At 50.4% G+C, this 24,847-nt stretch carries 18 protein-coding genes and 1 pseudogene; 4 read left to right on the top strand and 15 right to left on the bottom strand.

Annotated features, from left to right (window positions below):
* Nucleotides 1–31 precede the first annotated feature (31 nt).
* The 7 genes from OGX98_RS20090 to OGX98_RS20120 are packed head-to-tail and all read right to left on the bottom strand — an operon-like array spanning nucleotide 32 to nucleotide 6,955.
* Nucleotides 32–973, bottom strand: coding sequence for an oligopeptide/dipeptide ABC transporter ATP-binding protein (locus OGX98_RS20090; RefSeq protein ID WP_286595836.1), 942 nt, complete (start codon nucleotides 971–973; stop codon nucleotides 32–34).
* Nucleotides 966–1,952, bottom strand: coding sequence for an ABC transporter ATP-binding protein (locus tag OGX98_RS20095; RefSeq protein WP_286595837.1), 987 nt, complete (start codon nucleotides 1,950–1,952; stop codon nucleotides 966–968). Before OGX98_RS20095 ends, OGX98_RS20090 begins: the two co-directional genes overlap by 8 nt.
* Nucleotides 1,949–2,845 (bottom strand): D,D-dipeptide ABC transporter permease, encoded by an 897-nt coding sequence (gene ddpC, locus OGX98_RS20100; RefSeq protein WP_286595838.1) that lies wholly within the window; start codon nucleotides 2,843–2,845, stop codon nucleotides 1,949–1,951. The genes OGX98_RS20095 and ddpC overlap by 4 nt, the downstream gene beginning before the upstream one ends.
* Nucleotides 2,842–3,864: an ABC transporter permease gene (locus OGX98_RS20105; RefSeq protein ID WP_048221443.1), complete on the bottom strand. Its 1,023-nt coding sequence runs from the start codon at nucleotides 3,862–3,864 to the stop codon at nucleotides 2,842–2,844. Before OGX98_RS20105 ends, ddpC begins: the two co-directional genes overlap by 4 nt.
* 44 nt (nucleotides 3,865–3,908) lie before the next feature.
* Nucleotides 3,909–5,471 (bottom strand): ABC transporter substrate-binding protein, encoded by a 1,563-nt coding sequence (locus OGX98_RS20110; protein ID WP_048221444.1) that lies wholly within the window; start codon nucleotides 5,469–5,471, stop codon nucleotides 3,909–3,911.
* 15 nt (nucleotides 5,472–5,486) lie between these two features.
* A complete protein-coding gene (ddpX, locus tag OGX98_RS20115; RefSeq protein ID WP_045442911.1) occupies nucleotides 5,487–6,074 on the bottom strand; it encodes a D-alanyl-D-alanine dipeptidase in 588 nt (195 codons plus the stop codon).
* A gap of 14 nt (nucleotides 6,075–6,088) precedes the next feature.
* Nucleotides 6,089–6,955, bottom strand: a complete 867-nt coding sequence (locus OGX98_RS20120) for a MurR/RpiR family transcriptional regulator (RefSeq protein ID WP_225760925.1) — start codon at nucleotides 6,953–6,955, stop codon at nucleotides 6,089–6,091.
* A 399-nt stretch (nucleotides 6,956–7,354) separates the two neighbouring features.
* Between OGX98_RS20120 and hdeB the strand changes: the two genes are divergently transcribed.
* From hdeB to OGX98_RS20135, 3 genes and pseudogenes are all read left to right on the top strand, one after another.
* Nucleotides 7,355–7,684: an acid-activated periplasmic chaperone HdeB gene (hdeB, locus tag OGX98_RS20125; protein ID WP_045442905.1), complete on the top strand. Its 330-nt coding sequence runs from the start codon at nucleotides 7,355–7,357 to the stop codon at nucleotides 7,682–7,684.
* Nucleotides 7,685–7,839: 155 nt separating this feature from the next.
* Nucleotides 7,840–9,783, top strand: a complete 1,944-nt coding sequence (locus OGX98_RS20130; protein WP_200013278.1) for a methyl-accepting chemotaxis protein — start codon at nucleotides 7,840–7,842, stop codon at nucleotides 9,781–9,783.
* Between the two features lie 81 nt (nucleotides 9,784–9,864).
* Nucleotides 9,865–10,434, top strand: a pseudogene (locus OGX98_RS20135) (type II toxin-antitoxin system HipA family toxin); the annotation flags it as partial.
* A 19-nt stretch (nucleotides 10,435–10,453) separates the two neighbouring features.
* Here OGX98_RS20135 and OGX98_RS20140 read toward each other — a convergent pair.
* The 7 genes from OGX98_RS20140 to ogt all read right to left on the bottom strand — a co-directional run bounded on the left by OGX98_RS20140 (nucleotide 10,454) and on the right by ogt (nucleotide 22,764).
* A complete protein-coding gene (locus OGX98_RS20140) occupies nucleotides 10,454–11,821 on the bottom strand; it encodes a glycoside hydrolase family 10-like protein (protein ID WP_286595840.1) in 1,368 nt (455 codons plus the stop codon).
* Nucleotides 11,822–11,833: 12 nt separating this feature from the next.
* Complete coding sequence (locus OGX98_RS20145) at nucleotides 11,834–12,121, bottom strand: VF530 family protein (protein WP_045442897.1); 288 nt, start codon at nucleotides 12,119–12,121, stop codon at nucleotides 11,834–11,836.
* Between the two features lie 143 nt (nucleotides 12,122–12,264).
* The gene (locus OGX98_RS20150; protein WP_052369278.1) at nucleotides 12,265–13,599 is read right to left on the bottom strand and encodes an HlyD family type I secretion periplasmic adaptor subunit; all 1,335 of its coding nucleotides are present in this window, start codon (nucleotides 13,597–13,599) and stop codon (nucleotides 12,265–12,267) included.
* A gap of 2 nt (nucleotides 13,600–13,601) precedes the next feature.
* Entirely contained in the window at nucleotides 13,602–15,341 is a 1,740-nt protein-coding gene (locus tag OGX98_RS20155) for a type I secretion system permease/ATPase (protein WP_225760923.1), read from the bottom strand.
* Nucleotides 15,342–15,351: 10 nt separating this feature from the next.
* On the bottom strand, nucleotides 15,352–20,676 hold the full coding sequence (locus tag OGX98_RS20160) for a peroxidase family protein (RefSeq protein ID WP_286595841.1): 5,325 nt from the start codon (nucleotides 20,674–20,676) through the stop codon (nucleotides 15,352–15,354).
* Between the two features lie 625 nt (nucleotides 20,677–21,301).
* Nucleotides 21,302–22,054: a fumarate/nitrate reduction transcriptional regulator Fnr gene (gene fnr, locus OGX98_RS20165; RefSeq protein WP_003020397.1), complete on the bottom strand. Its 753-nt coding sequence runs from the start codon at nucleotides 22,052–22,054 to the stop codon at nucleotides 21,302–21,304.
* 194 nt (nucleotides 22,055–22,248) lie between these two features.
* Complete coding sequence (gene ogt, locus OGX98_RS20170; protein ID WP_045442884.1) at nucleotides 22,249–22,764, bottom strand: methylated-DNA--[protein]-cysteine S-methyltransferase; 516 nt, start codon at nucleotides 22,762–22,764, stop codon at nucleotides 22,249–22,251.
* A gap of 200 nt (nucleotides 22,765–22,964) precedes the next feature.
* Between ogt and smrA the strand changes: the two genes are divergently transcribed.
* The gene (gene smrA, locus OGX98_RS20175) at nucleotides 22,965–23,528 is read left to right on the top strand and encodes a DNA endonuclease SmrA (RefSeq protein WP_286492741.1); all 564 of its coding nucleotides are present in this window, start codon (nucleotides 22,965–22,967) and stop codon (nucleotides 23,526–23,528) included.
* An 11-nt stretch (nucleotides 23,529–23,539) separates the two neighbouring features.
* Here the strand turns inward: smrA and OGX98_RS20180 are convergent, their stop codons facing one another.
* Nucleotides 23,540–24,772, bottom strand: coding sequence for a GGDEF domain-containing protein (locus OGX98_RS20180; protein WP_286595843.1), 1,233 nt, complete (start codon nucleotides 24,770–24,772; stop codon nucleotides 23,540–23,542).
* Nucleotides 24,773–24,847 lie beyond the last annotated feature (75 nt).

Raw genomic sequence — 24,847 nt, forward strand, 5'->3', positions numbered from 1 at the left:
TTGTTGTCAGGCATGATACGCGTGGTGGATCTTATGTGGCCCGCCAGCAGCGGACTTCACTTCCGCTTTCACTTTTGAGCAATGACTGCTTCTGTTCACACCCGCTGGTTGCAAGCGGGCACCGGTCGCGGAAATAACATCCCTGGGGTAAGGTACGATTTCCCGGCAGTTCGGTTTTACGTAATAGCAAATCTTCTGCCAGTGGCGCGCCCGTTTTAGGAACTGAATCCAGCAATAAACGGGTGTAAGGGTGGGCTGGATGCGTCAAAACCTGCTGCGCGTCGCCCAGTTCGACAATTTGCCCAAGGTACATTACCGCTACCCGGTCGCTCATATGCCGGATAACTGACACGTTATGTGATATCAGCACAAAGGTCAGCTTTCTGCGCTCCTGTAAGGATACCAGCAGGTTAAGAATTTGCGCTTGTACGGAGATATCCAGCGCCGAGGTGGGTTCATCGAGCACGATCACATCCGGCTTTGATGATAATGCCCTGGCAATGGCAATACGCTGACGCTGTCCACCGGAAAACGCGTGGGGCAGACGGTCCAGATATTCAGGACGGATGCCAACCTGCTGGGCTAAATCTTCGGCAAGCGCGCGACGTTCTCGTTCGGGACTACGTTTCTGGATCCATACCGGTTCAGTAATGATTCGCCAGACGGGCAGGCGAGGATCCAGCGACGAAAGCGGGTCCTGAAACACCATTTGCATACCGCTGCTTGCGCCAGTTTGTTGCTCCTCGCTGCGGATATATTGCCCCTGAGTCGGCTTGAGCATACCCATTAACAACTGCGCCAGAGTGCTTTTTCCACAGCCTGATTCGCCGACAATACCCAGCGTTTCACCCTGACGGATCTGTAAGTCCATACCGTTGAGCGCATGCACGCGTTCAGTCACCTTACCAAGCCAGTTTTTACGGGCGGGAAAGTTGACATGGACATCCTGTAGTGCCAGTAAAATGTCAGACATGCGTTGCCTCCAGTTGCGGATACCAGCAGGCGGATTGCTGATCTGATAGCCCCTGACTGCGTAACGCAGGGTTCTCATCACACTGTGATCCCGCAGCAAAACAGCGCTCACGGAATGCACATCCTGCGGGTAAACAGGTCAGGTTTGGTACCGTCCCCGGAATAGCGGGTAACGGGGTACGTGGTTGGCCGTGTTCCGGCGCACATTTCAGCAGACCAATGGAGTAGGGATGTGTTGGATGCTGAATGACGGTTTGCGTCGGGCCGCTTTCGATGACACTTCCGGCGTACATGACGTACAACCTGTCGCACAGTTGCGATACCACCGCCATATCATGGCTGATAAACAGCACAGCCGTGCCGCTGGCCCGCGCTTTATGCCTGAGCAAACGCAGCACTTGCAGTTGTACCGTCACATCCAGCGCCGTCGTTGGTTCATCAGCGATAATCAGATCCGGTTCGCAGGAAAAGGCCAGCGCAATCATCACGCGCTGGCGCATTCCACCGGACAGCTCAAAAGGGAAGCGCGACATCACTTCAGGGGCGTCCGGGATTTGCATTTCCTCCAGTAAAGCGATGGCTTTCTGGCGGGCATCACCACGACTGACTGATTGATGATGACGGATCACTTCCACCATTTGCTGGCCGATACGCCGGGTCGGATTCAGCGCCGTCATTGGCTCCTGGAAAATCATCGCCACGCGCTCACCACGCCATTTACGCATTTGCTTCTCAGTGGCGTTCAGAACATCTTCACCGAGCAGCGACACGCGTCCCTGATGAATTCGATAACTTCCCTCCGGCAGCAGGCGCATGGCGAGCATGGCTGTCACTGATTTACCGGAGCCGGACTCACCGACCACGCCGACAATCTCCCCGCGGTTGATATGTAGCGAGACATGGTTTAGTGCATGAACGTCTGCTTTATAACCGGGGAAGCTCAGGTGTAAATTCTCAATTTCCAGTACAGGCCGTGTCATGACTGTTTTCCTCCGGCTTTCGGGTCCAGCAGATCGCGGATACCGTCGCCAAAGAGATTAAAACCGACGGCAGTAATCAATATGGCGGCTCCGGGGAATGCGCAATACCACCATTGATCAAGTACATAGTTGCGACCTATCGCCACCATCGCCCCCCATTCTGCGCTGGGCTGTTGCGCCCCCAAACCGATAAACCCAAGCGTGGCAGCCATCAGGATCGCACTACCTATGTCCAGCGACGCCTGCACGATAAGGGGCGGCAGCGAATTGCGTAATATATGCCAGCTAATCAGATGCCAGCGTGATGCGCCGTAAGTGCGGGCGGCCTGCACATAAGTAAACTGGCGAACCACCAACGTTTGCCCACGGGCCAGTCGGACATAGAAAGGAATACGTACAATCGCAATTGCCAGCATCGCGTTAAACAGGCTTGGTCCCAGGGCGGCGGCCAGCGCCATCGTCAGTACCAGCGAAGGGATCGACAGCATGACATCCATGATGCGCATAATAACCGCATCAGCACGTCCACCCATCACACCCGACAGGCAGCCAACCAGCGAACCGACGCCTCCGGCAATACCCACCACGACCAGTCCGGCGACGATCGATTGCTGGCTTCCCACCAGTACGCGACTGAACAAATCACGGCCCACCTCATCGGTACCAAACCAGTGTGCTGCAGACGGGGGAAGCAGACGTGCAGTCAGGTCGATTGCATTGGGATCGTGAGGCGTGATCCACGGCGACAACACCATCATCAGCAGCATCAACACAATGATCGCGCCACCAATCAGCGTTAGCGGACTGCTTTTCATCATCCAGAACAGTTTTGCCCAGTCAACGCGCTGGCGCGCTGGCGGGGACGGGGCTGGTGTTTCTTGCGTAAGCATCATTCAGCGCCTCCTCGTCCTATTCGCGGATCAATCCACAAATACAGTAAATCCACCACCAGATTCACCAGTACGTAAGCCAAAGAAACCACAACGGCAAATCCCATTACCGCCGGGAAATCAAGCGCCTGAATAGAGGTCACCACCCAGGCCCCCATTCCCGGCCACGCAAAAACCGTTTCGGTTAGTACTGCGCCGTAGAGCAGATCGCCCAGCGCGAGGCCAAGAACGGTTATTGATGGAATAAGGGCATTGGGCAGTGCATAACACAAAATGATGTACCAGCCCGGTAAACCACTGGCGCGGGCGGTGCGAATATAATCTTCGCTAAGCTGTTCCAGCATGGCTGAGCGAATTTGACGGGCGACAATCCCCAGATGTACAAAAGCCAGCGTCAGAGACGGCAGGATCAGGTGCTGGAGAGCATTGAAAAAGACCTCGCCATTACCTTCGAGAAGTGCGTCTATCAGGTAGAACCCGGTAACGTGCGTGGGGGGATCCAGCCAGTCATCCAGTCGTCCGCCACCGGGCAAAATCTGCAGATGGCCGTAAAACAGTACGATGACGCCCAGACCCAACCAGAACGCGGGTGTTGATATGCCGGTGATAGCCATCAGGCGTACGATATGGTCGAGCCAGCGGTTACGCCAGACAGCCGATAAAATGCCCAGCGGGATGCCAATAATGAGCGCCAGCAGCAGAGAGCAGAAAGCCAGCTCAAGCGTGGCGGGGAAAAAGACGCGCAGTTCATCCATTACCGGACGCCCGGTACGGATAGATGTCCCTAAATCCCCCTGAAAAATATCGCTGACGTAGCGAAAAAATTGTACATACAGCGGCTGATTCAACCCTAATTGCTGGCGAATATTTTCGACAATTTCATCGCTGGCGCGATCGCCTGCCAGCAGCCGCGCGGGGTCACCTGGGATCAGGTGCGAAATAATAAAAGTGATCACACAAACACCGGCGACCACCAGGATAAGTCCCCAGCAGCGCTGGCGTAAAATGCTCCAGAAAGTCATTGGCTTCCCCTTGCGGAGCCAATTTGGCTCCGCATAAACGTGGCTTATTTGCTCATGGTGGAGATATTGAAGACCTGTTCCAGCATGGGGTTGAATACAAATCCTTTGACGTCTTTGTTCATCGCCAGTTGGTAGTTTTTCTGGAATAAATAGACGTAGGCAGCTTCATCAATAACGATGTTTTGCGCCTGCTGATAATCCTTCGTTCTGGCGACCTGATCGGTGGTTGCCAGCGCACTCTGGAGCAGCTTATCGACCTCGCTGTTTTCATAGAATGAACGGTTGCCCGGTAAACCTTTCTTATCTGACTCAAACCAGTAGTTCATGAACATGTACGGATCAGCGAAGTCCGGGCTCCAGTTGCCGATAGCAATGTCGTAATCTCCTTTGCCTACACGGTCACGCATGGTGGCATTCGCCAGCTTTTCGAGCTTCACTTTTATACCCAGCTTGCCGAGGCTGGCTTGTGTGGCGAGGGCAATTGGCTCCCAGTTAGGGTCATTATCAGAGTAGAGAAAACTCAGACTGTCGGGCTTCGTCGCAACTTTATCCCACTCGGCTTTTGCTTTGGCTTCGTCAAAATTGTACTGCATCGCCTTTTCATCAAAGCCCCACATGCCTTCGGGGATCGGGCCGCGCATCTGTTTACCGTTGCCGCTCAAAATGCCTTTCACCATGCCCTTATAATCAGTTGACCAGGAGATAGCACGGCGCAAGTCCACCTGATTGAGCGGCGCTTTACTGTTGTTCAGATACAGATAGGTGACACGCAGAGAAGGGTAATCCGCCACGTTGACCTTTCCTTCCTGTTTTAAAGCGGAAAGCTGGTCAACAGGCAACGCATCGGCAATGTCGATATCGCCGCGCGACAATTGCAACCGGCGGGAAGCGCTCTCACCGATGATTTTTACTGATACGCGTTTAAACGCTGGCTTGGGACCCGGATAGTGGGGATTCGGAACCAGTACCAGTTGCTGCCCTTTTTGCCAGCTCTTCAACATAAAGGGACCGGAACCCGCTGTGTTTTGTGCCAGGAACCCACGGGCATCATCAGCGGCGTGCTCTTTTAAGATAACCGGGTTGATAATCGATGCGCCGTCATTCGCCAGCGTATAGAGGAATGGCGCGAACGGCTGGCTGAGGATAAATTTCACCGTACTGGCATCAATGGCTTCAATCTTCAGATCTTTCGGGAATGCCTCAGCAGGTCCCTGACCAATTTTGAGTAAACGCTCAAAGGATTGCTTCACCGCCTCAGCCGTAACGGGAGTACCGTCAGCAAATTTAGCGTCGTTTTTCAGGGTAAACGTCCACTCTTTATGATCGTCAGATGCTTTCCAGTTGCTGGCCAAATCACCTTCAACCTCTGTGGAACCTTTGCCACCTGCGGTTTTGTACTGGACCAGACGCTGATAAGAGGGATAGGTGACCGTCCAGTCGTTGTTATCTATCGTCACGGCAGGATCCAGCGTTTGTGGGTCGGCTGCTTTACCAATGACCAGCATGTCCTTAGGTACGGCGGCCTGGGCGGCGGGCAAGGCCACCGACAGTGCGACGGCAATCAGAGCGGGGCGAAAAAACGATCTCAATGCAGGTGTAGTCTTCATAACCAGGCTCCAGAATCAAAGGGGATGTTGTGTTGTTATTTGTGGGGCAGTAAAACAGGAAAAATAATCATCAAGCAGCGGATAGCGTGCGGCATTGGGCAATTCAAAATGCCACCACTCGCTGCTTATCCCGACAAAACCGCCGCCAGACATAATGGCGTTGAGCAACAGTCGGTTACGTTGCGCTTTCGGGGGCACAGAAGGATGCCAGGCATGGGAACGATCGTGCATTTCATCAAAACCAGCTCCCATATCGAGGACATTGCCGCGTTCATCCATCAGCGTGACGTCGATGGCCGTTCCACGGCTATGATTGGAACCAATCGCCACGTCCACGACATATTGAGGATCGGGACAGGCATTCCACAGTAGCGCCTGAGCCTGCTGCGGGCGATACGCGTCGTATACCACCAGGGATAACCCCGCCAGTTGCGCAATGCTGATGCTTTTGGCCAGCCCAGCGACCGCATCGCTGTGTAACAGGCAACGCGCTTCCCGATAGATAGGCGCGCCGGTAATGTTATCGGTCGTGGCATATTTGAGATCGATATGCAGTGACGGGAATATCACTGACAGATCGACCAGTTCTGGGGTCTCTGACATAGCACGGTTCCTGTTTATTGTTCGAATTGACCAAATTGTTGTTGTAACTGACGATTGGCCTGCAGGCGCTCCGCCAGGGAGTCGCCCAGTTGCGCCACCACTGCGGAGAGTAATAAGTTGAACAGACAACTTACCGGGGCAAGGGAATCCCAGAAGTGTCCGGTGTCGGTTTTTACCTGTATTAAATCAATGGCATAGTCTCTGGCCCAGGGGCACCAGACATCGGTTATTAGTGCGATCGGGATGCCGCGTTCGCTGGCTACCCGGCAATATTGTCGCGACATTGCGGCGTAGGCACGCGTATCGGTTATCACCACATAAGGCCGTTTGAACCCTGAATTCAGCGACTCAACCCAACTTCCGGAAAGCCCTTCGGAGTAACTCACTTTTGGGCGCAGGTATTCCAGATGACTAAAAAAGGCATTGGCGATCCCTCTGGTGGACTGGATCCCGAGGATATACACGGCTTCTGCATGGGCCAGTTGCTGTGCAATGCGTAAAAATGTTTCGCTTTGCGCCAACTGGTAAACATGGGTAATGGCGTCAATCTCAAGCAGCAGCGACTGATGTACGCGATCGGGAAGGCTTTGCTGTTGATGCCAGGAATCCAGGCGTTCATTCATTCCCCAGGGTTGATAGGGGATTAGTGGCAACTCTCGTAGACTGGTTTTGGCATCTTCCAGGTTGCGAAAACCCAGTTTGCGTAGATAGCGACCTACGGTGATGCCGCTGGTTCCTGTCGCTTTTGCGATACCATCAGCCGTCTCAAAAGGGATCTGTGCTGCGTGCGCTAACAGCCAGCCGGCAACGCGCTTTTCACTGGGCGTTAGCTGACTAAACGTCTTTTCAATACGGGCAAATAACTCAGGTTTTGATGTCATCACCGTCTCGCTGTTAGTTGTTTGTCAGATGCTGTTTCGTTGTTACTTGATTAACAATGCAGGATGCGTGCCATGTCAGCGACAACGGTACGCTGCGTTTTTTTGTTAAAAAACACTTATATTTATTAACCAATGATCAACATTTGTGCAGCGTAGTTCAGTTTTGGTGCAAAGGCAGGGGAAGTGGGGGATCAATCTGTTGATTTCGTCGGAACGATCACATTGTGCGCAACATTTTCCTCCAGACATCAGAATTAGTAATGTGAAATATAAATTTCAGCCATATCAATGATGACCATCTTTATTCTTCTAACGGTAGGGGTATTATTTTTTGCGAACTACATTAACGGTTTAAAGCGCAAGTGTAGATATTATCTATATTATAAATGGAGTACTACAATGAATAAATTCTCCCTTTCTACAGCAGGTGTTCTGGTCGCAGCGCTGTTAACCAGTGTAAGCGTCAATGCAGCAACTGATAACGCTAAAACTGAAGTGACTCCGAAAGGCATGAGCTGCCAGGAGTTTATTGATTTGAACCCGCAAACTATGGCTCCGGTTGCCTTCTGGGTACTGAATGAAGATGAAGACTTCAAAGGCGGTGACTTCGTCGACTATAACGAGACTATCACCACTGCGGTGCCTCTGACCGTTGAACTTTGCAAAAAACATCCGCAAAGTGAATTAAGCAAAATAAAAGAAGAAATCAAAAAAGAATTATCTAAATAAGATTAAGCATGTATTAAAGCCCAGCCAAAGTGCTGGGTTTTGCTATTCGTGACAACGTCACTAATTTGTTTTGTAATACTTAAGAAAACTTTATAAAGATATAAACTCCTGTGCCGATACTGGGTAAAAGTTAGCCTTTTACAGAAGGAGTTTGTATGGCCTGGTATCCTACTCGTATTTCAACGCGCTTAACCATTGGTGGCATTCTGCTGCTTGCAGTTACCACTCTGGTTATTGTTGCGATTATGCTCTGGCGCGGTCAGCCGCGCGTCGTTGAAATCAACACCGACCTGATCGAAGAAACGGGGCAAGGTTTAACCCGTCAATTGAGTACCGTTCTCTCTCGTATCGAGGGCGAAACCGTCAGCCTGTCACGGCTGGCTGAAGTTCTGCCCAACGATGAATCTTTGTATCAACGTGTCGTACCGCACCTGATTGGAGAAGATAACAATTCTATTATTACCGGCGGTGGGATTTGGCCAGAACCTGATGCGTTTACCGCTGGCGTGGAGAAGCGTAGCTTTTTCTGGGCGCGAAACGCTGAGGGTAAACTGGATTTTTCCAATGATTATAATGCAGAAGGATCTGCTGGTTATCACAATGAAAGCTGGTACCAACATGCGAAAGGTCATTCGCAAAACAGTTGCCTGTGGTCTGATGTTTATCAGGATTCAAGTTCTGGTGTAAATATGGTGACCTGTAGTATCCCGTACCAACTGTCGGGCAAGTTCGCCGGGGTGGCTACCACCGATATTCGTCTGGATAACGTCGCCACGTTTATGCAACAGCAGGGAAACAGCACTGGCGGTTATGCGTTCGTGGTGGATAAGCAAGGGCAGATCCTCTACTTCCCACAAGCTGATAATTCGAAATTTAAAACTTTCAGCGAGCTGGCGCGCAGTGCGGAATGGCTCGCGCCGGTGGAAAATGGTCTGAAGTCACTTCGCGCGGCTGACGGCGTGAAGACCATTACGCTTGAAAACGATAACGTGCTGAATACACCATCACGGGTGATGCTGTTTCCAATGGCAGATACCGGTTGGGTTGTCGGTCTGGTGACGCCGGAATCACGTATTGTTGGTTTAGCCAAAGTGATGATGCAGGACGTGCTGGAGGTATTGATCCCTGTTATGACGATCTTGTTGGCAGGATCCTGGCTGGTGGTTCGCAGGCTGATCTCGCGTCTGGATGATACCCGCCGTGCGCTTGATGACATTGCACAAGGGGAAGGTGATCTGACCCGCCGACTGGATGTCCGCGGTAAAGATGAGATATCGGCTATCGCAGAGGCGTTTAATCTGTTTGTTGATAAAATTTCAGCCATCCTGATCACCGTCAGAAGCAGTAGCGTGGTGGTGGCAAATAATGCGGTCAGCCTCGCGGACAGCAATATGGAACTCTCTTCACGTGTGACGCAGCAGGCTGCGGCACTGGAAGAAAGCTCTGCCGCGATGGAACAACTTAATGCGACCGTTCATCAAAATGCAAGCAACACACAACTGGCAGATGAGTTATCTGATAGCACCGCGCAAACGGCTAACCGCTGCGGAGATGTCATGCAGGGAGTTATCTCTACTATGGATAATGTCAGCAACTCTTCAGGACGAATGGTGGAAATTGTCGCGGTCATCGACAGTATTGCATTCCAGACAAACATCCTTGCTTTGAATGCCGCAGTCGAGGCAGCCCGGGCAGGCGATGCGGGCAGAGGATTTGCCGTTGTTGCATCGGAAGTTCGTACGCTGGCGCAGCGTAGCGCGACAGCCGCCCAGGAGATTAAGGCGTTGATTGATGAGTCGGTTTCTCATGTTGGCAGCGGTAGTCAGCAAATCCATAATGCCGGTGAGCGTCTGGAAGAACTGGTCAATAATGTACGTCAGGTGCGGCAATTGATGGGTGAAATTCGTGTCGCAGGCGAAGAGCAGCGAAAAGGGGTTTCCGAAGTCACGCTCGCCGTTACCGAAATGGACAGTACCGTCCAGCAAAACGCATCGTTGATTGATGATGCTGCCGCACGAACTCAGGTACTGAAAGAAGAGGCGGAACAGCTGGCCACGCTGGTTTCTTCGTTCAGATTGCCCGAGCCGGTAATTGCCTGATAACGACAATAAGAACGCTCTTTCGAGGGCGTTTTTATTTTATGGCACGCCAGCATAGTTAAATCCTTTATAACGTTGCTTAATCTGCCGGATGGGCAGGCTGCTTTTGCGACCCGCCGGTTTGACCGTCAGCAGGAGATGCGTATTCCTATGCAAAGTCTGGCGGCACTTACCGGAGCCAATTACCAGATACCTGGCGCTCTCGATGACCGGAGCTTTTTACGTTCGACCCAAATTTGCACCAATGATGTCCGGGAGAAAGCAAAAGCCTTTGAACGGGTTGTCTTCAATGTGGCATTCAACAACCGGGACGATCATCCGAAAAACTTTGCTTATTTGATGTCGGCAGATGGCAACTGGACCCTGGCTCCGGCGTACGATGTTACATACCGTGAAGGACCAGGTGGCTATCATCAAATGGATGTGATGGGAGAGGCGCTGGATATTGAAAGAAAACAACTCCAGAGACTTGGCGAAAAAGAAGCCGAACTATCTACCGAAAGAGTGAACGAGATTATCGACAGGGTCAGTGAGTATGCCGCGGCATGGAGTGACACAGCCAAAGACAAATTCCCTGAGCAGATCACACCTGCCACCCTGAAGACTATTCAGCAACAAATTAATGAAAATATCCGCCGCTTAACGGTGTAGCGCCAGCGACGGACAACACCTAACGCCCCCAGCGGTCGCGAATATAGGTGACCGCATCCTGGGTTTGCGGCTGGTTAAGGTAATCTTCTCTGAACAGGATCGTGCCGTTAATGTGCGGGTCAGACTCGTTTAAATCGAGCTGTTTCTTCAACTCCGGTACGCCACCTTTCACAGCCCAGTCTGGCTCTTTCGATGACCGTTCTCCGACTTTATACAGTGCTACCCCAATATACAGACGCGTATTGGTTGATTTCACGACATCAGCCCACCATTTTGCCAGCACATCATAACGCGCTGCATCGCGGGCGAAAGGCCAGTAAAGCTGTGGTGCGATGTAATCCAGCAATCCTTGTTGCACCCAACGGCGCGTATCGGCATAAGACTCATCATATGCTGCTGCACCCCGAGTGTCGGAACCTGCCGGATCGTGCGAACGGTTGCGCCATACACCTGCCGGACTGACGCCAAATTCCACTTCAGGTTTCATTTTTTTGATAGTCTGCGAAACCTGCTCGATTAACCGTTGCGTGTTATACCGCCGCCAGTCGGCTTTAGAGTCAAATCCCTGGCCATACTTTCTGAAAGTCTGAGTGTCGTTAAGCGCAGAGCCAGGTGACTCGGTGTAGAAATAGTCATCGAACTGCACGCCATCGACGGGGTAGTTCTCAACGACTTCCGCCACGATACCGGTGATCCAGTCTCGTACTTCCGGAATGCCTGGGTCCAGTACAAAACGTTCGCCAGACGTGCGGATCCAGTCCCGGTGCAGGATATAGACGCTGGATGGATGTTGGGTCAACGTCCGGTTTAATTCTGCTACCGTTGCGGGTTTGGTGTTGACGGATACGCGATAGGGGTTAAACCAGGCATGCACTTTCATGCCGCGTTTATGCGCTTCGTCGAGCATAAACTGCAGCGGATCGTAACCAGGATCCTCACCAATATTCCCTGTCAGAGTGTCTGACCAGGGCAAGATTTTAGATTTCCAGAGCGCGGTGGCGTCCGGTTTTACCTGGAAAAAGACGGTATTGATCCCGAGGCGTTTCAGATTATCCAGCTTATCCGTCAGGGCTTTCTGCTGCTGACTAATGCGCACAGCGGGTGAACTAATGTTCACCGAGGATATCGGCGGCCAGTCCAGACGGGAAACGGTCGCCAGCCAGATGCCGCGCACGGGTTCCTGGCTGCGTTGCGGTGTTGTCACCGGAGGTTGCGGAGTGGTTTTCTTCCCGGGAGGTTCTGAAGAACAACTGCCGAGTAAAAGCATACTGCCAACGAGCGCAGCAAACCATTTTGCGTTGGATACTGGTAGCATATTGCGAGAACGGGCGATGAGTGTCGCCAGCTTTTTTTGATGATTACCTGAAAAAAAACCGGGTGCTGACATCTGATATGGCTCTTATTTCTTATTAATACGGCTGTTAGCCCAGGGATCAATAGCAGGCGCTGTGGTGTTTTTTGGGGCTACATCGTGTAAGGAATCAAGATACAGCGCTTCAACTTCAGCGCGGGCCCACGGCGTACGACGCAGGAATTTTAAACTGGATTTAACGCTCGGCTCGTTTTTAAAACAGTTGATATTAATAAGTTGGCTCAACTCAGCCCAACCAAAGCGCTCAACCAGCGCATTAACCTGCATTTCAAGCGTTACGCCATGTAAAGGGTCTTTAGATAGATGAGCATTCATATGAAGTCCAGTTCAGTAGTTCCAGATTGAGTGATTAGCGCAGCAGGCTTGCGAAGCGAAAGGTTACAAGAAAGCCGGGCAACCAGCAATGGCATAAACAGGCATGGTGCTTGCTAATGAACACCATGCCTCCTTACGCTTAATCAATACTCTTTAAATGCCAGTTCCAGGCGGGCGATCAGCGGTTTGAACAGATAGCTTAAAAATGTCCGCTCTCCGGTTTTTATCGTCACGCTGGCGGGCATCCCCGCTTTAATTTTGTAATCGCCCAACAATCGCGCACCTTCAGAAGAAACCTGCACTTCTGCAAGATAATAGGGCTGCTGAGTGGCTTCATCGATTAGTCGATCAGCCGAGATGGTCAGAACACGGGCAGGCACTGACGGCAAAAGTGCATGGTTAAGGGCAGGGAACAGAACATCCACTGTTAATCCCGGCGCCAGCTTATCAATGGCATGCACCGGTATTTTGGCATCGATTTGCATCGGTTGTCCGGCGGCGACAATATCCATCAGATGTTCGCCAGGCTGAATAACTCCTCCGACGGTACTGACTTTAACGTCCAGCACGATACCGTTAATCGGGGAGCGAATTTCCGTGTTATCCAGCTCATGTCGGGTTGAAACCAGTTCATCTTCCAGCATGGCCACTTCTTTCTGATTCTCGGTAAGTTCAGACTCTACTTCCCGCAGATATTGATGACGCACCTGATAGGCTTTAATTTTCAATTCATTTTGTTGTGATTTGAGCCTGGCAATGTTCAGAATGTCTTCTGAGACACTACTGGATATTTCAGCGGCCTCGCGCTCAAGCACCAGCAATTGCGCTTTGGGATAATAATTTTTTTCACTCAGCGCACGAATAGCGCCTAATTCCCGGCTAATCAGATTGAACTGGCGATCGCGATAGCCTTTTATTTTATTTAAATTATCCGTTTGTCCCACCAAGCCATCGAGAGTTTCCTGAATCATCGATAATTCATCCTGGATTGTTTTACGTCGCGTATCAAAGAGTTTGGCTTGCAGGTTTCTGACATCAGCCAGACGTTTATTGCCGGAAAATTGTTGTGTCAGTGCCTCATTAAAAGCGATCGCCTCCAGACCATCTCTTTCCGCCAGTAACCGGTCTTCAATACTTTTTGCTGAAATATATTGGGCATTTAATGCGCTGAAGCGCATATCAAGCTGCATTTTATCCAGACGCACTAACACCTGGTTCTTTTTAACTACGTCACCTTCCTTAATAAAAATATCGGTTACCCGTCCGCCGCTCAGATGTTGAATTGTCTTCCTGTTGCTCGAGACCGTCACCGTGCCGTCCGCGACCACACCAGCATCAAGAGGAGCTTGTATCGCCCACAGTAAGAAGCCACCTACACCGAGGGCAATGACAATTATCCCGCGAATAATCGGCGTCCAGATATTAGTATCAACACCGGCAGCGTCAGTATGGTCAGCAATTTTGTCTTTATTTTTCATCTTCATGCCTCGCGTTTTTGTTCATTGTTGGATGAAGAAGACGTTGCAACCGGTTTTAATATATTGGCCTGCCGTAGATTGGCAAAAACCTGGTCGCGGGTACCAAATTCCTGGATGGCTCCGTCATTAAGAAGCAATACCTTATTGACCACGCCGAGTAGTGTGGGTCTGTGTGAAATAATGACGGTGGTTTGCCCTTGTGTACGCAAGGTATTAATAGCTTTGACGAGGGCGAATTCACCGGCGTCGTCAAGATTGGCATTCGGCTCATCAAGTACAATAAATGCAGGGTTATTGTAGACTGCGCGCGCCAGCCCAATGCGCTGGCGTTGACCGCCAGAGAGCTGGTGCCCGCCAGCACCCAGTAACGTGTCGTATCCCTGGGGCAGACGCAGGATCATCTCGTGTACACCTGCCAGTTGCGCCGCAGCGACAATCAGTTCGCTATCATTTTTCGTGAAGCGGGCGATATTTTGCGCAATAGAGCCATCAAACAGTTCAACATCCTGTGGAAGATAGCCAATCGAGGGGCCGAGCAATTCTTTGTCCCACTGGCAGATATCTGCGCCATCCAGCCTGACTTTTCCCGATAACGGTTTCCAGACGCCAACCAGAACTTTAGCCAGCGATGTTTTTCCTGATGCCGAGGGGCCAATAATCCCCAGCACTTCCCCTTGTTCGAGCTGAAATGAGATATTACGCAATAGCGGAGCATGCTGGCCTGGTGCCGCTGCGAATACGCTCTCAACGCTGATATTCCCTTTGGGTCGCGGCAGGGGCAGTACGTCTTTGGGCGCCGGGTATTCTTTAAGCAGGTTTGATAACTGGTGCCACGCACTGCGAAATTGCACAAACTGTTTCCAGCTTCCGATAACCTGTTCGACCGGGTTCAGGACTCGCCCAAGAATAATGGACGCGGCAATCATCAGGCCCGGAGTAATATGGCCGCCGATGACCAGTAAGGCACCGGCACCCAGCGCAATAGATTGCAGCAGTACCCGAACAAAACGACTCAGACTGCTTAATCCCGCCGTTTTATCTGCTATCTGTGTTTGCAGTACCAGTACTTTATTATGCTGCTCCTGCCAGTTGGATTTCAGGGTGGAGAGCATTCCCATAGCTTCGATAGCATCGGAGTTTTGCAACTGTTTATTCAGTTTACTGGCATTAGTGATAGTTAACGCATGGGCTTGCTGGATAGGGCGTTTGGTGGCAATTTCTGATACCAGCGTCAGAATAAATAACAGGGTTATTCCACCGAGTGAAAGATATCCCAACAGGGGATGGACAATAAAAGCGATAAATAGATAAACCGGCGTCCAGGGAATATCCAGTAACGCAAACAAGCTATTGCCGGAGAGAAATTGCCGGATCTGGTCAAGCTCCGCTAAAGACTGCGCGGGGTTGTTGTCACCGGTGGCAACTTTTCGTTTAAAGGCCGAATTAAAAATCAGTTGGCTCAATTTCACATCAAGCCTGTTACCCAATCTGACCATAACCTTTGAACGGGCAGATTCGATCATGGCAATGATGATGTATAAGCCGACAATCAATAAGGTTAACATTAACAATGTGGTGGTGTTTTTACTCACCAGAACACGGTCGTAAACCTGTAGCATATAAATTGCCGGCGCCAGCATAAGCATATTAATCACACAACTAAAAAATAACAGTACAAGAAAAGTGGGTTTCGTTCCTTTTAATGCATCATTCAGTTCTGTTGGCGTATGCTGGCGCGACATGGTCTTCTCCTTATACGATCAATGAACTATTGCCGTTATTACTGGCAAGTGTGGTTGGGAGTTCCAGGTAAAAATCACCGATATTAACGGTGGTTGAATTCACGCCCACTAACGTAATGGTGTCAGCGCCGATGGTCACGATGGTGTTGCCATTGCTTCCGGTGATGGCAACGCTGCTGGCAAAATTACCCGCGTTGATACCAAGGAATACCAGATCAAGATAGTCCTGGCCGCCATTTGGGTTACTGTCAAAGCCGGTAATGCGGTCTTGCCCAAAGTTTGATCCGAAGGCAAAAATGTCATTTCCGGCACCGCCATCCAGATTGTCATTTCCTTCCTGGCCATTGAGAATATCGTCGCCGTTCCCACCGGAGAGCGTATCGGCACCAGCACCGCCAATCATGACGTCGTTACCGTTTCCACCCTGCAGGTTATCGGCGCCATCTCCACCATCAAGGAAGTCATTTCCGACGCCACCAAACAACTGGTCGTTGCCCCCCATACCAAACAGTTGGTCATTACCGGCCCCACCTGTGATGATGTTGGCAATCCCGTTCCCGGTACCGATAAAACTGCCGGTTCCGGTAAATACCAGTTCTTCAACGTTATCGCTCAGGTCATAACTGCTCAGACTGGTTCGGACAACATCCGTCCCGCCATTAACACCTTCGATAACTACGTCACCAAAATCATCGACGATATAGGTGTCATCTCCGGCTCCGCCCGTCATGCTGTCTGCACCCAGACCACCATCAAGCATGTCGTTTCCTGCATCACCTTGCAGCGTGTCTTGTCCTGCTTCACCAGAGAGCGTGTCGTTACCAGCCCCGCCAACTAACAGGTCATCACCCGCACGTCCAAGCAGGGTGTCATTACCGCCTTCACCGCGCAGAATGTCACTCCATGCAGTACCTGTCAGCGTGTTACCGGCGTTAGTCCCCACAATGAGGTCGCCAACAGGCTGAGTTGTTGTTGATGTCAGAACAACAGGGGGGTTACCTTCGTCATCAATGACGGTGACAACCACTTGTAATGTCCGTCCAACCATCGCCTGACCGGGGGTGTAGGTGGCCGATGTCGCGCCGATAATATTGACGAATCCGGTCGGGGAACTCATTCTCCATTGGTAGGTGAAATTGCCTCCGCTCAGGCCGTCGGCATCAGCGATGCCTGATACCACGGCGGTAAGCGTCAGGCTTTCAGTCGGCGTCAGGTCATTAATCACTGGCACGCCGGTTGTCGCCTGATTGCGTGGCATGATCGCCTGGGTTTGCGCTGATACTAAGGTTTCAGCATCGCCCATCCGATCGTTGAAACTGGCGACGACGCGCAGCGGAGCACCCTGAATAGATCCCGGCACTCTGAACTCCACCCCGGTTGCCTGATCCCGCCACTGGCCGTTAACAAATGCCTGCCATGTCATCGTGATTGCCACATCCGCAGCGAGGCCGTTACCATCTAACAAGTTCGCCAGATTAACGCGCAGTAAGTCGCCCACAGAAGGTGCAGCATTATTGATTGCAAGGTCGCCAGTCGCTTTTTGCGCCGTTACCCATAACTGTTCGCCGTTACCAAACTCCAGTTTTTCGATGTTCAGTAAACGGTCAATACCATCATTAAGATTTAAGGCGGCATCTGGTGTTGCGTGGTCGACCCGGAGGCTTCCATCTGCCATACGGGTAAAGGCATAGTTGCTGCTAATGTCACGGTACACCGCAACATCCGTTTCTGTGCCATCACCGTCATGCAAGATTTCACGCACAATTGACAGTTGATTCGGTTTCAACGTTCCAGCCAGCATGTAAGATTTCAATTCGGCCATACTCTCGGCACTGGTGAGACCTGCCATACCGGTTACGGCAATGCGCACATTCAGCCAGGCATCGCCATCGATAATGTCATTACCAGCCTTACCGGTTATACGGTCGCTGCCGCCGCCACCGAGTAAAATGTCGCTACCATCATCAGGATTCAGCAGAACCGTATCAGGGTTAGCGGAACGCTCTACGCCCAGGATAGCCTGTAGACCGTCAATTCTGTCCGCACCTTCCTGAGTCAGGTTGTTGGAAAGAGGAACACCCTGAACCGGGGCCGTACCGATGGGCTGTTCAGTGCCGGTTAACACATCGTTATGTTTCCATCCTGATAGCCCTTCAACCAGGTCAAAACGGTCACGCAGAATAAATTCTTGCTGGTTCACGAAAATAGGGATCCCGAGGTCAGAGTTAGCGCCGTTCGGATCGCCTTTATGGATAGCCCAGTCAAAACCCGCCATACCATTATTTCGTTGAATGCCCGCGCCCTGAACCATTATGTCGTCACCGGCTTCACCATCGTAGTCAGTGTCGTTACCCTGACCGTTCAGGACATCATGACCAATAATAGTGCTGTTGAAGAACAACTCAGAGTTATCACCAGCGAGCGTGTCAAACCCGTCACCGCCTTCCAGCCAGTCGTCGCCTTCATTACCCAGCAGGAAGTCGCCGCCCGATCCTCCCAGCGCAAAGTCGTTATCCTGACCAGAGAAGACTTCCTGAGCATCTTCGCCTACCACCACGAAGTCACTGCCAGTGCCGCCAAAGACCAGATCGTTACCGTTGCCGGAGAAAATAACATCGTGCCCGGCATCCCCATGCAGGAAGTCGGCATCGCCAACGGGCGTACCGGTGTCTGTAATGATGTCATTACCGTCACCGCCGTGGACCACATCCGCTTCATCGCCACCGTCAAGACGGTCATCACCGCCGTCACCCCACAGGCTGTCGATACCTTTACCACCGATTAACGTATCGTTTCCGGCGGTACCACCGAGCACGACGTGTCCGTCGCCGGTATATTTAAGGTAACCACCATCCGCAAAACCATCACCGTTCACATCGGCACCGGGATCACGACGTACCAACAAAGGTGAAAGCAAATCTTTCAGTGGGTTACCCCATTTAGGATCTATTTCCGTTTGCAGTACACGGTTCACCTCGAAGATATGATCTGGCGTCTGGAAGAGGTTGGCGGGGAGGTGAGAGGAACCGTTTTCACCGAGGTCGCTGTTACGCATCACCAGGGCGGAAAAAGAGTTCGCCTCCAGTTCATTGAGCAAGTTAAGCCCCTGAACGCGGCTCAAATAGTAGAAACGGTCGCCGTCCTGCAACATTTCCATTTGTGTTTCAAAAACAAAGTTGAAGGTCGAACCGAGCATCCCGCCAAATTCGTTTTTACGTTCCGCCAGACCACCGATCCAGAAGTCGACCATATTCAGGCCAGATTCTTTGGTGGCCCATGCACCGGTACTGTTGAAGAAGTCCATTGCGTCAGCTGGCGGGGAGTTGTTGGCATCACCAAACAACAAAAAGTTTACCGCCGCGCGTTTACCTTCAAGGGTGGTGGCGTTAAGAATCAACTCATGCTGGCCGTAGGCCGCCATAAAGTTGATGATTGAAGCGGGGTTTTTCAGGTACGTCGTAAAATCAGCCCAGCTGGTATATGGCCGTAGCTGAGAGTCTCCGCTTAATTCAAAGAACTGCTCGCGGGCCTGGTTTAATGTCGGCATTGCCGTATCCCGGCCACGGGCAATGTTAAGCGCACCTAAATCAAGTGGCAGCCCAATCAGGTTATTACGCAGGGCATCAGTAATGAACTCATCAATTTCGTTGCCAACCTGCCGCGTCATGCCACGCACAATTGCGCCGATCGCCTGATCGTCAGTAACGGTGACACCGTTAATTTCATTAAATGCAACCGGGTTTAGGAACGCGGCAATCAGGCCGATATCCCCGCTTTGCATATCGATGTCGGTACGGGCCACGGTTTCTGTGAGCATCGAATGTCCAAAACGGTAAACCACATGCGCAAACTCAGCAAAAATCAGTGGATTAATATCCGCCGTATTAGAGAAGACAAACGGATCGACAGCGGGTTGTACGGTACGCGCAAACTCCTCAAAAACGAGGTGCTGATACTGCATTTCCGTGGAGAAGCGCCCCGCCTGGAATAGATACTCACCATTCCATACCAGGGTACTGGTATCTGCCGGTAGCTCAGTAATTTGGTGTGACGGCATCAGCCACTGGTTAATAAGATCAATATCACCCGTTTCCAGCAGGGTAGTTTTATATTGTTCAACCAGGCGGTTATGTTCGCTGTGAAATACTGCGTGTACAGCGGTTAAACCAATGTTCTCGTTACCACGTCCGTCTCCGGTGATAAAGTGGCGGTCGAGCAGTTCGTTATCATAGGTGCCGGCAGGTTGTTCACCCCCAATGGCATTATCACTATCAGCCACAAGACCTGATTTTGGCGCGGCAGTATGTGCAATATCATCGAGAAAAGCATGCCCGGTTCGGAGCGTTCCATCCGGTAATAGACCACCGTTAGCTTCGACTAACCCGCCAGTGGTAACAATCTGTACTTTACCATTTTCACTTAAAATCAAATTACCGTAGCGGTCAGTCGCCAGAAGTGGAACATTAAAAACATCTTGATCGGTGAGTTTAATTCCCAGCAAACTTTCGGCCTGGTTTTTAACATCAGCCCAGGTTGCCAGTCCGCCATTAACTCCGCCTAATAAATTACCAGTAGGTTCCGGTTTACCGTCGATTAATACGTACTCACGGATAAAAATCTGATGCGAAGGGTGGGAGGTATAGGTTTGGTTTTGATCAATGAATGGAGTGGTGAGGTTTACAGTTTCATGGTTTTCATCAACTTGTGCCCGAGTTAATACCATGAAATTTGTCGGCGATCCTTTTACGTATAAAGGATCGTCGGGTTGCAACGGAATGAAGACAATGCCATTTCCTCCTTTTGGTATTAAGTCCAGCCCATGGTCAAAAAACTGACCAAAAAAGGTCATCCAGCCATTAAAAGCTGGGGAGAGGCCAATATCTGGAGACTGGTTTGGAATGGACAAACTGCCATTTTCCGAAGTGGTTCCTCCTCCGGGAGCATTTTTTAATGAGTTGTAAACTTCCAACGCAGCCGGGTTAGATGCCGTTTGGTCAGATATTAAGTTACTGATAACCCGAGGGTCAGCATCAATAACCGTCCCGCCGATTTGGGTGTAACTGGTCATTTGATCTGCGTCCTGCCAGTTCAGTGCTGTTAACCGCGGCATAGTCTGATCGGCTGAACCAAATAGCTCCTGACCCGGCAGTAGGTTATTCCATGAACCATCAACAGTGCGTAGCCCATACGGTAACAATGGGCTGGAGACTAACTCACGAAGTTCATCACCATTGATGGTGCCGTCAGGGTTAGTTGCGGCTTCTGATATTTTGATCTGCTTGAGAATAAAAGCGAGATCGTGCAGTGTGACAGTAAAGTCATATTGTGAGGCCATAATAATTACCCCTATCTTTACCTTAATTTAGCTATCATCACTCAATTCTTCTGTTTACAAATTGACATGAGAATGAGTCGTATTTGATGCTTAATTGTTATTACGTCTTTTAAGTCCATTTATTTAATGACTAAAAATATTAACTACGTAATTAGAGGTATTCTCCTGAGCTTTATACCGGTCGCAATAATACATTCACCTCACTTATGAATTCAGTTTCAGCGAGTTGCAGGCAGCCCTGAACCATTGAATCTGCAGGCATATTCAAGGCACAGGGGGTGAAGAAGACGATGTCTTGCAATGTTTAAATTTGTTGGGGTTTTTATCTCACATTACATTTTTGTTATGATCATAACTATGGATTTTCCTGGACCGACTTCACTCATACTTTATTATGAATAAGATTAAATTTTCATTTCTTTACATTTCAATTGATGTCAAATTATTTTTACACTGAATCGGGCTTAAAAAGAAAATAAAAAATGAAACAGCAGACTGTAATAAACGTCTGTACTGTTGAAGGCTTTTTTTAAAAGGGAAGGGATTATGTGAAAAAGGAGAGAACCTCCTGCCAAATCAATAAATCGGGAAATTTAACGATTTGACAGAAGGTTAACCTGAAAGATTAAGCAACGTTTCGTGTGTGACCGGCAAGGACCGCCAGCGCATCGCTGTTCTCGATAGTGATATATTTGCCTTTTACCGCCAACATGCCACTTTTCTGGAATCGACCCAACAGACGACTGATAGTTTCGACCGTCAATCCAAGGTAATTACCAATATCGCCACGAGTCATTGTCAGACGGAATTCGCGAGGTGAGAAGCCACGTTGTGCGAAACGACGGGACAGATTGTAGATAAAGGCCGCCAAGCGCTCTTCCGCATTTTTCTTTGACAACAACAGGATCATGTCCTGATCGCCTTTGATCTCGCCGCTCATCAGACGCATCATCTGCTGACGCAGGTTAGGCATCTTACCGGACAGATCGTCCAGAGTTTCGAACGGAATTTCGCATACCATTGAGGTTTCAAGCGCCTGGGCGAAACTTGGGTGATGGCCGCTGCCAATGGCATCGAAACCAACCAGGTCGCCAGCCAGATGAAAGCCGGTAATTTGCTCATCGCCCTGTTCGGTAATGGTGTAACTTTTTATCGTACCGGAGCGGATCGCATAGAGTGATTTAAGCTCATCACCTGCTTTAAAAAGCGTCTGTCCTTTTTGGATAGGCTTTTTGCGCTCGATGATGTTGTCGAGCTGGTCAAGCTCATGCTCGTTAAGTGTGAACGGGATGCAAAGCTGGCTGATGCTGCAATCCTGGCAATGGATAGCACAACCGCCAGACTGAATGCGCCGTATAATTCGCTTTTCCGGGATCATAGGTCTGCTCAAGCCGTAATTGATATTTGTCAATTTTAACATCTTTTTGGTGAGCACGTAAGCCTGAGCTACTCCCAATAGAGAATAATTCAGGCATAAGCTGGTTGAATGTTTGTATCTATCTGATTAACCGCATTTTATTTGAGGGTGTTATATGTGGAAGTGTGATGAATAAGGCATTTATTGCCTGGATCCTAGAGAAGCAAATAGCCTTCGTGGCGCAACAACCACTCTTTTCGCTGCACACCACCAGCATATCCTGTCATTGTGCCGTTACGTCCAATAACGCGATGGCAGGGGACAACGATACTCACCGGATTAGAACCATTCGCGGCACCAACGGCTCTGGCTGCGCCAGGACGCCCCAACTTCTCTGCCAGTTGTCCATAATGCATCACCTGTCCGCACGGGATTGTGCGTAGTGCTTGCCATACTTCCCGCTGGAAAGGTGTTCCCGCGGTCGCGGTTTCAAGCGAGTCAATGATGCTAAGGTTTCCTGCAAAATAGTCTGACAGCTTGTCGCTCAACCCGCCGGGATTTTTGACGGCACTACGCCGATAACCCTCAGTACGATAATGAATATCCAGTAGTTGTTCCATGCGATCACGGTGCTGGTCCCATTCCACGGCGCGCAGGCGAAACTGCTCGTCACAAATAACCCACAGTGGCCCCAGTGGCGTTGCGATAGTGTCTTCAAGTAAATTCAGCATCCGTTTCTCTCATTACAGGCGCGGCAATTCAGCGGGATCACACAATATCACGCCATTGATATACACAGCTATACCCCCTTAGATCCACTATTGAACCCCTCGTTATCTATGCGAATTATTGGAAATTACCGTAAACCGTTGTCCGTGTAATACTGCGCGGTTATGATAATGGCCGTCGCAAAAACGCTGGAGGATGAAACATGAACCTTGATGATGCATCGCTGTTTCTTGAGGCAATGGGGGATGTTGAACCTCTGAAAGGCTGCGCTGATGTTCACTGGCAACCTGTACGAAACCTGCGCACTCCGGCACGTATCGATACACTGCAATTAGATAATTACCTCTCGACAGGCTTCCTCGATATCGTACCTCTAAGCGTGCCACTGGAGTTTCGTCGCGAAGGTTTGCAGCATGGCGTTATCGACAAGTTGCGTACCGGAAAATATCCTCAGCAGGCGAGCCTCAACCTTCTGCGTCAGCCCATCGAAAAATGCCGTCAGATGCTATTCAGCTTTATTCTTCAGGCACAACAGGATGGTTTGCGTAACGTACTGGTTATTCATGGCAAGGGACGTGACGATAATTCCCATGCCAATATTGTACGCAGCTACGTGGCGCGCTGGTTGACGGAGTTTGACGATGTGCAGGCCTATTGCACCGCACTGCCGCATCATGGTGGCAGTGGAGCGTGTTATGTTGCGTTACGTAAAACGGCGCAGGCAAAACAGGATAACTGGGAACGTCACGCGAAACGTAGCCGCTAACTGATTCAACCTCAGGCTGCCAGCACTCTGTTCCTGCCTTCATTCTTGGCTTTATATAGCGCGTCGTCCACGCGCTTGAATAACTCATCAATACTTTCGTTAGCTTCGTGACGTGCCACGCCGATGCTCACGGTAAAGCGGGGCAGACCAGGAAGAGTGACCCTGGCTACCGTCGCGCGTATCACCTCAGCAAGATTAATGGCGACATCCAGAGACGTACGAGGCAGCAGCAAGACAAACTCTTCACCACCCCAGCGAAAAATCAAATCGTCTTTTCTCGCGCAAGATTCCAGCGTGCGAGCCAGAGCGCAAAGCACTTCATCTCCTTTTAAATGACCGAAGAGATCGTTAATGCTCTTAAACCGATCGGTGTCGATCAGCAGCAGGCTGTAATCCTGAGTTAATAATATAGCGTGTGTCTGTTCGGGCTCGGTAATTTGATAAAAATGTCTGCGGTTAAGTAACCCGGTTAATGCGTCATGAAGGGCTGCCCGTTCCAGCTCCTGTTCCAGGCGCTTTTGTTCAGTAATATCATGAATGATGCACAACATGAGTTTGTTGCCGTAAATCTCAATGGGACCGGCGTAGGTTTGTACGTGACGGGTGCTGCCATCAGCAAGTTTATGAACAAAATGTAAGGGCTTATGGCCACCAGGCAAATGCGCTATTTTGTGCATTACCGGTAGTATATGGCGGCCCAGCATATTTATTTCCCAGGTGTGTTTCTGGCACATCACGTCATGGCTGTAGCCATAGAAAGTTAGCGCGCTCAAATTCGCATCGACAATAAGCCCATCGCGTGAGGGGTCGATGAGCAACATCGGCGCTGAGTTTGTCAGAAAAAAACGCGCGTAAAACCCTTGTTTCTTACGCTGATAGGTAGCGGAACGACTGGCTTTCAGCCCCTGTGCGCTGGGGGTCTCAATACCTTCAAAAAGGATAACATCACCAACGTTGGCGAGAGTTCTTATAGACAGGCGGCAGGACAGTGCTATTTCCGCGCCATCCCTATAAACGGTGATAATTTCTACAATGTCGTGATGATTTCTCAAATCACCGAGATACATCGGCAAATCCGCCTGGGCATGGGTCGAGAATATTCCCCTCCTGAGTCGGGAAAAGCTCGGCTCAGGCATTATTTCCCGCGCAACGGCATTGGCGAACACCAGCTCTTCGGTGTGGGGCAAAACGATCCAGACCGGAATGGTTAATAAATCCAGTGAATGCAGTTCAGTTGTGCTCATCGATAATCCCGTTATCTTTATATGCTGTGTTGCCGGTTTAAGGGCGAATAAGAGCCTGTTCCATTAGGTTATTTT

Origin of the sequence: Citrobacter sp. Cm046 (genome assembly GCF_030333065.1) — a bacterium.
GTDB lineage: Bacteria > Pseudomonadota > Gammaproteobacteria > Enterobacterales > Enterobacteriaceae > Citrobacter > Citrobacter murliniae.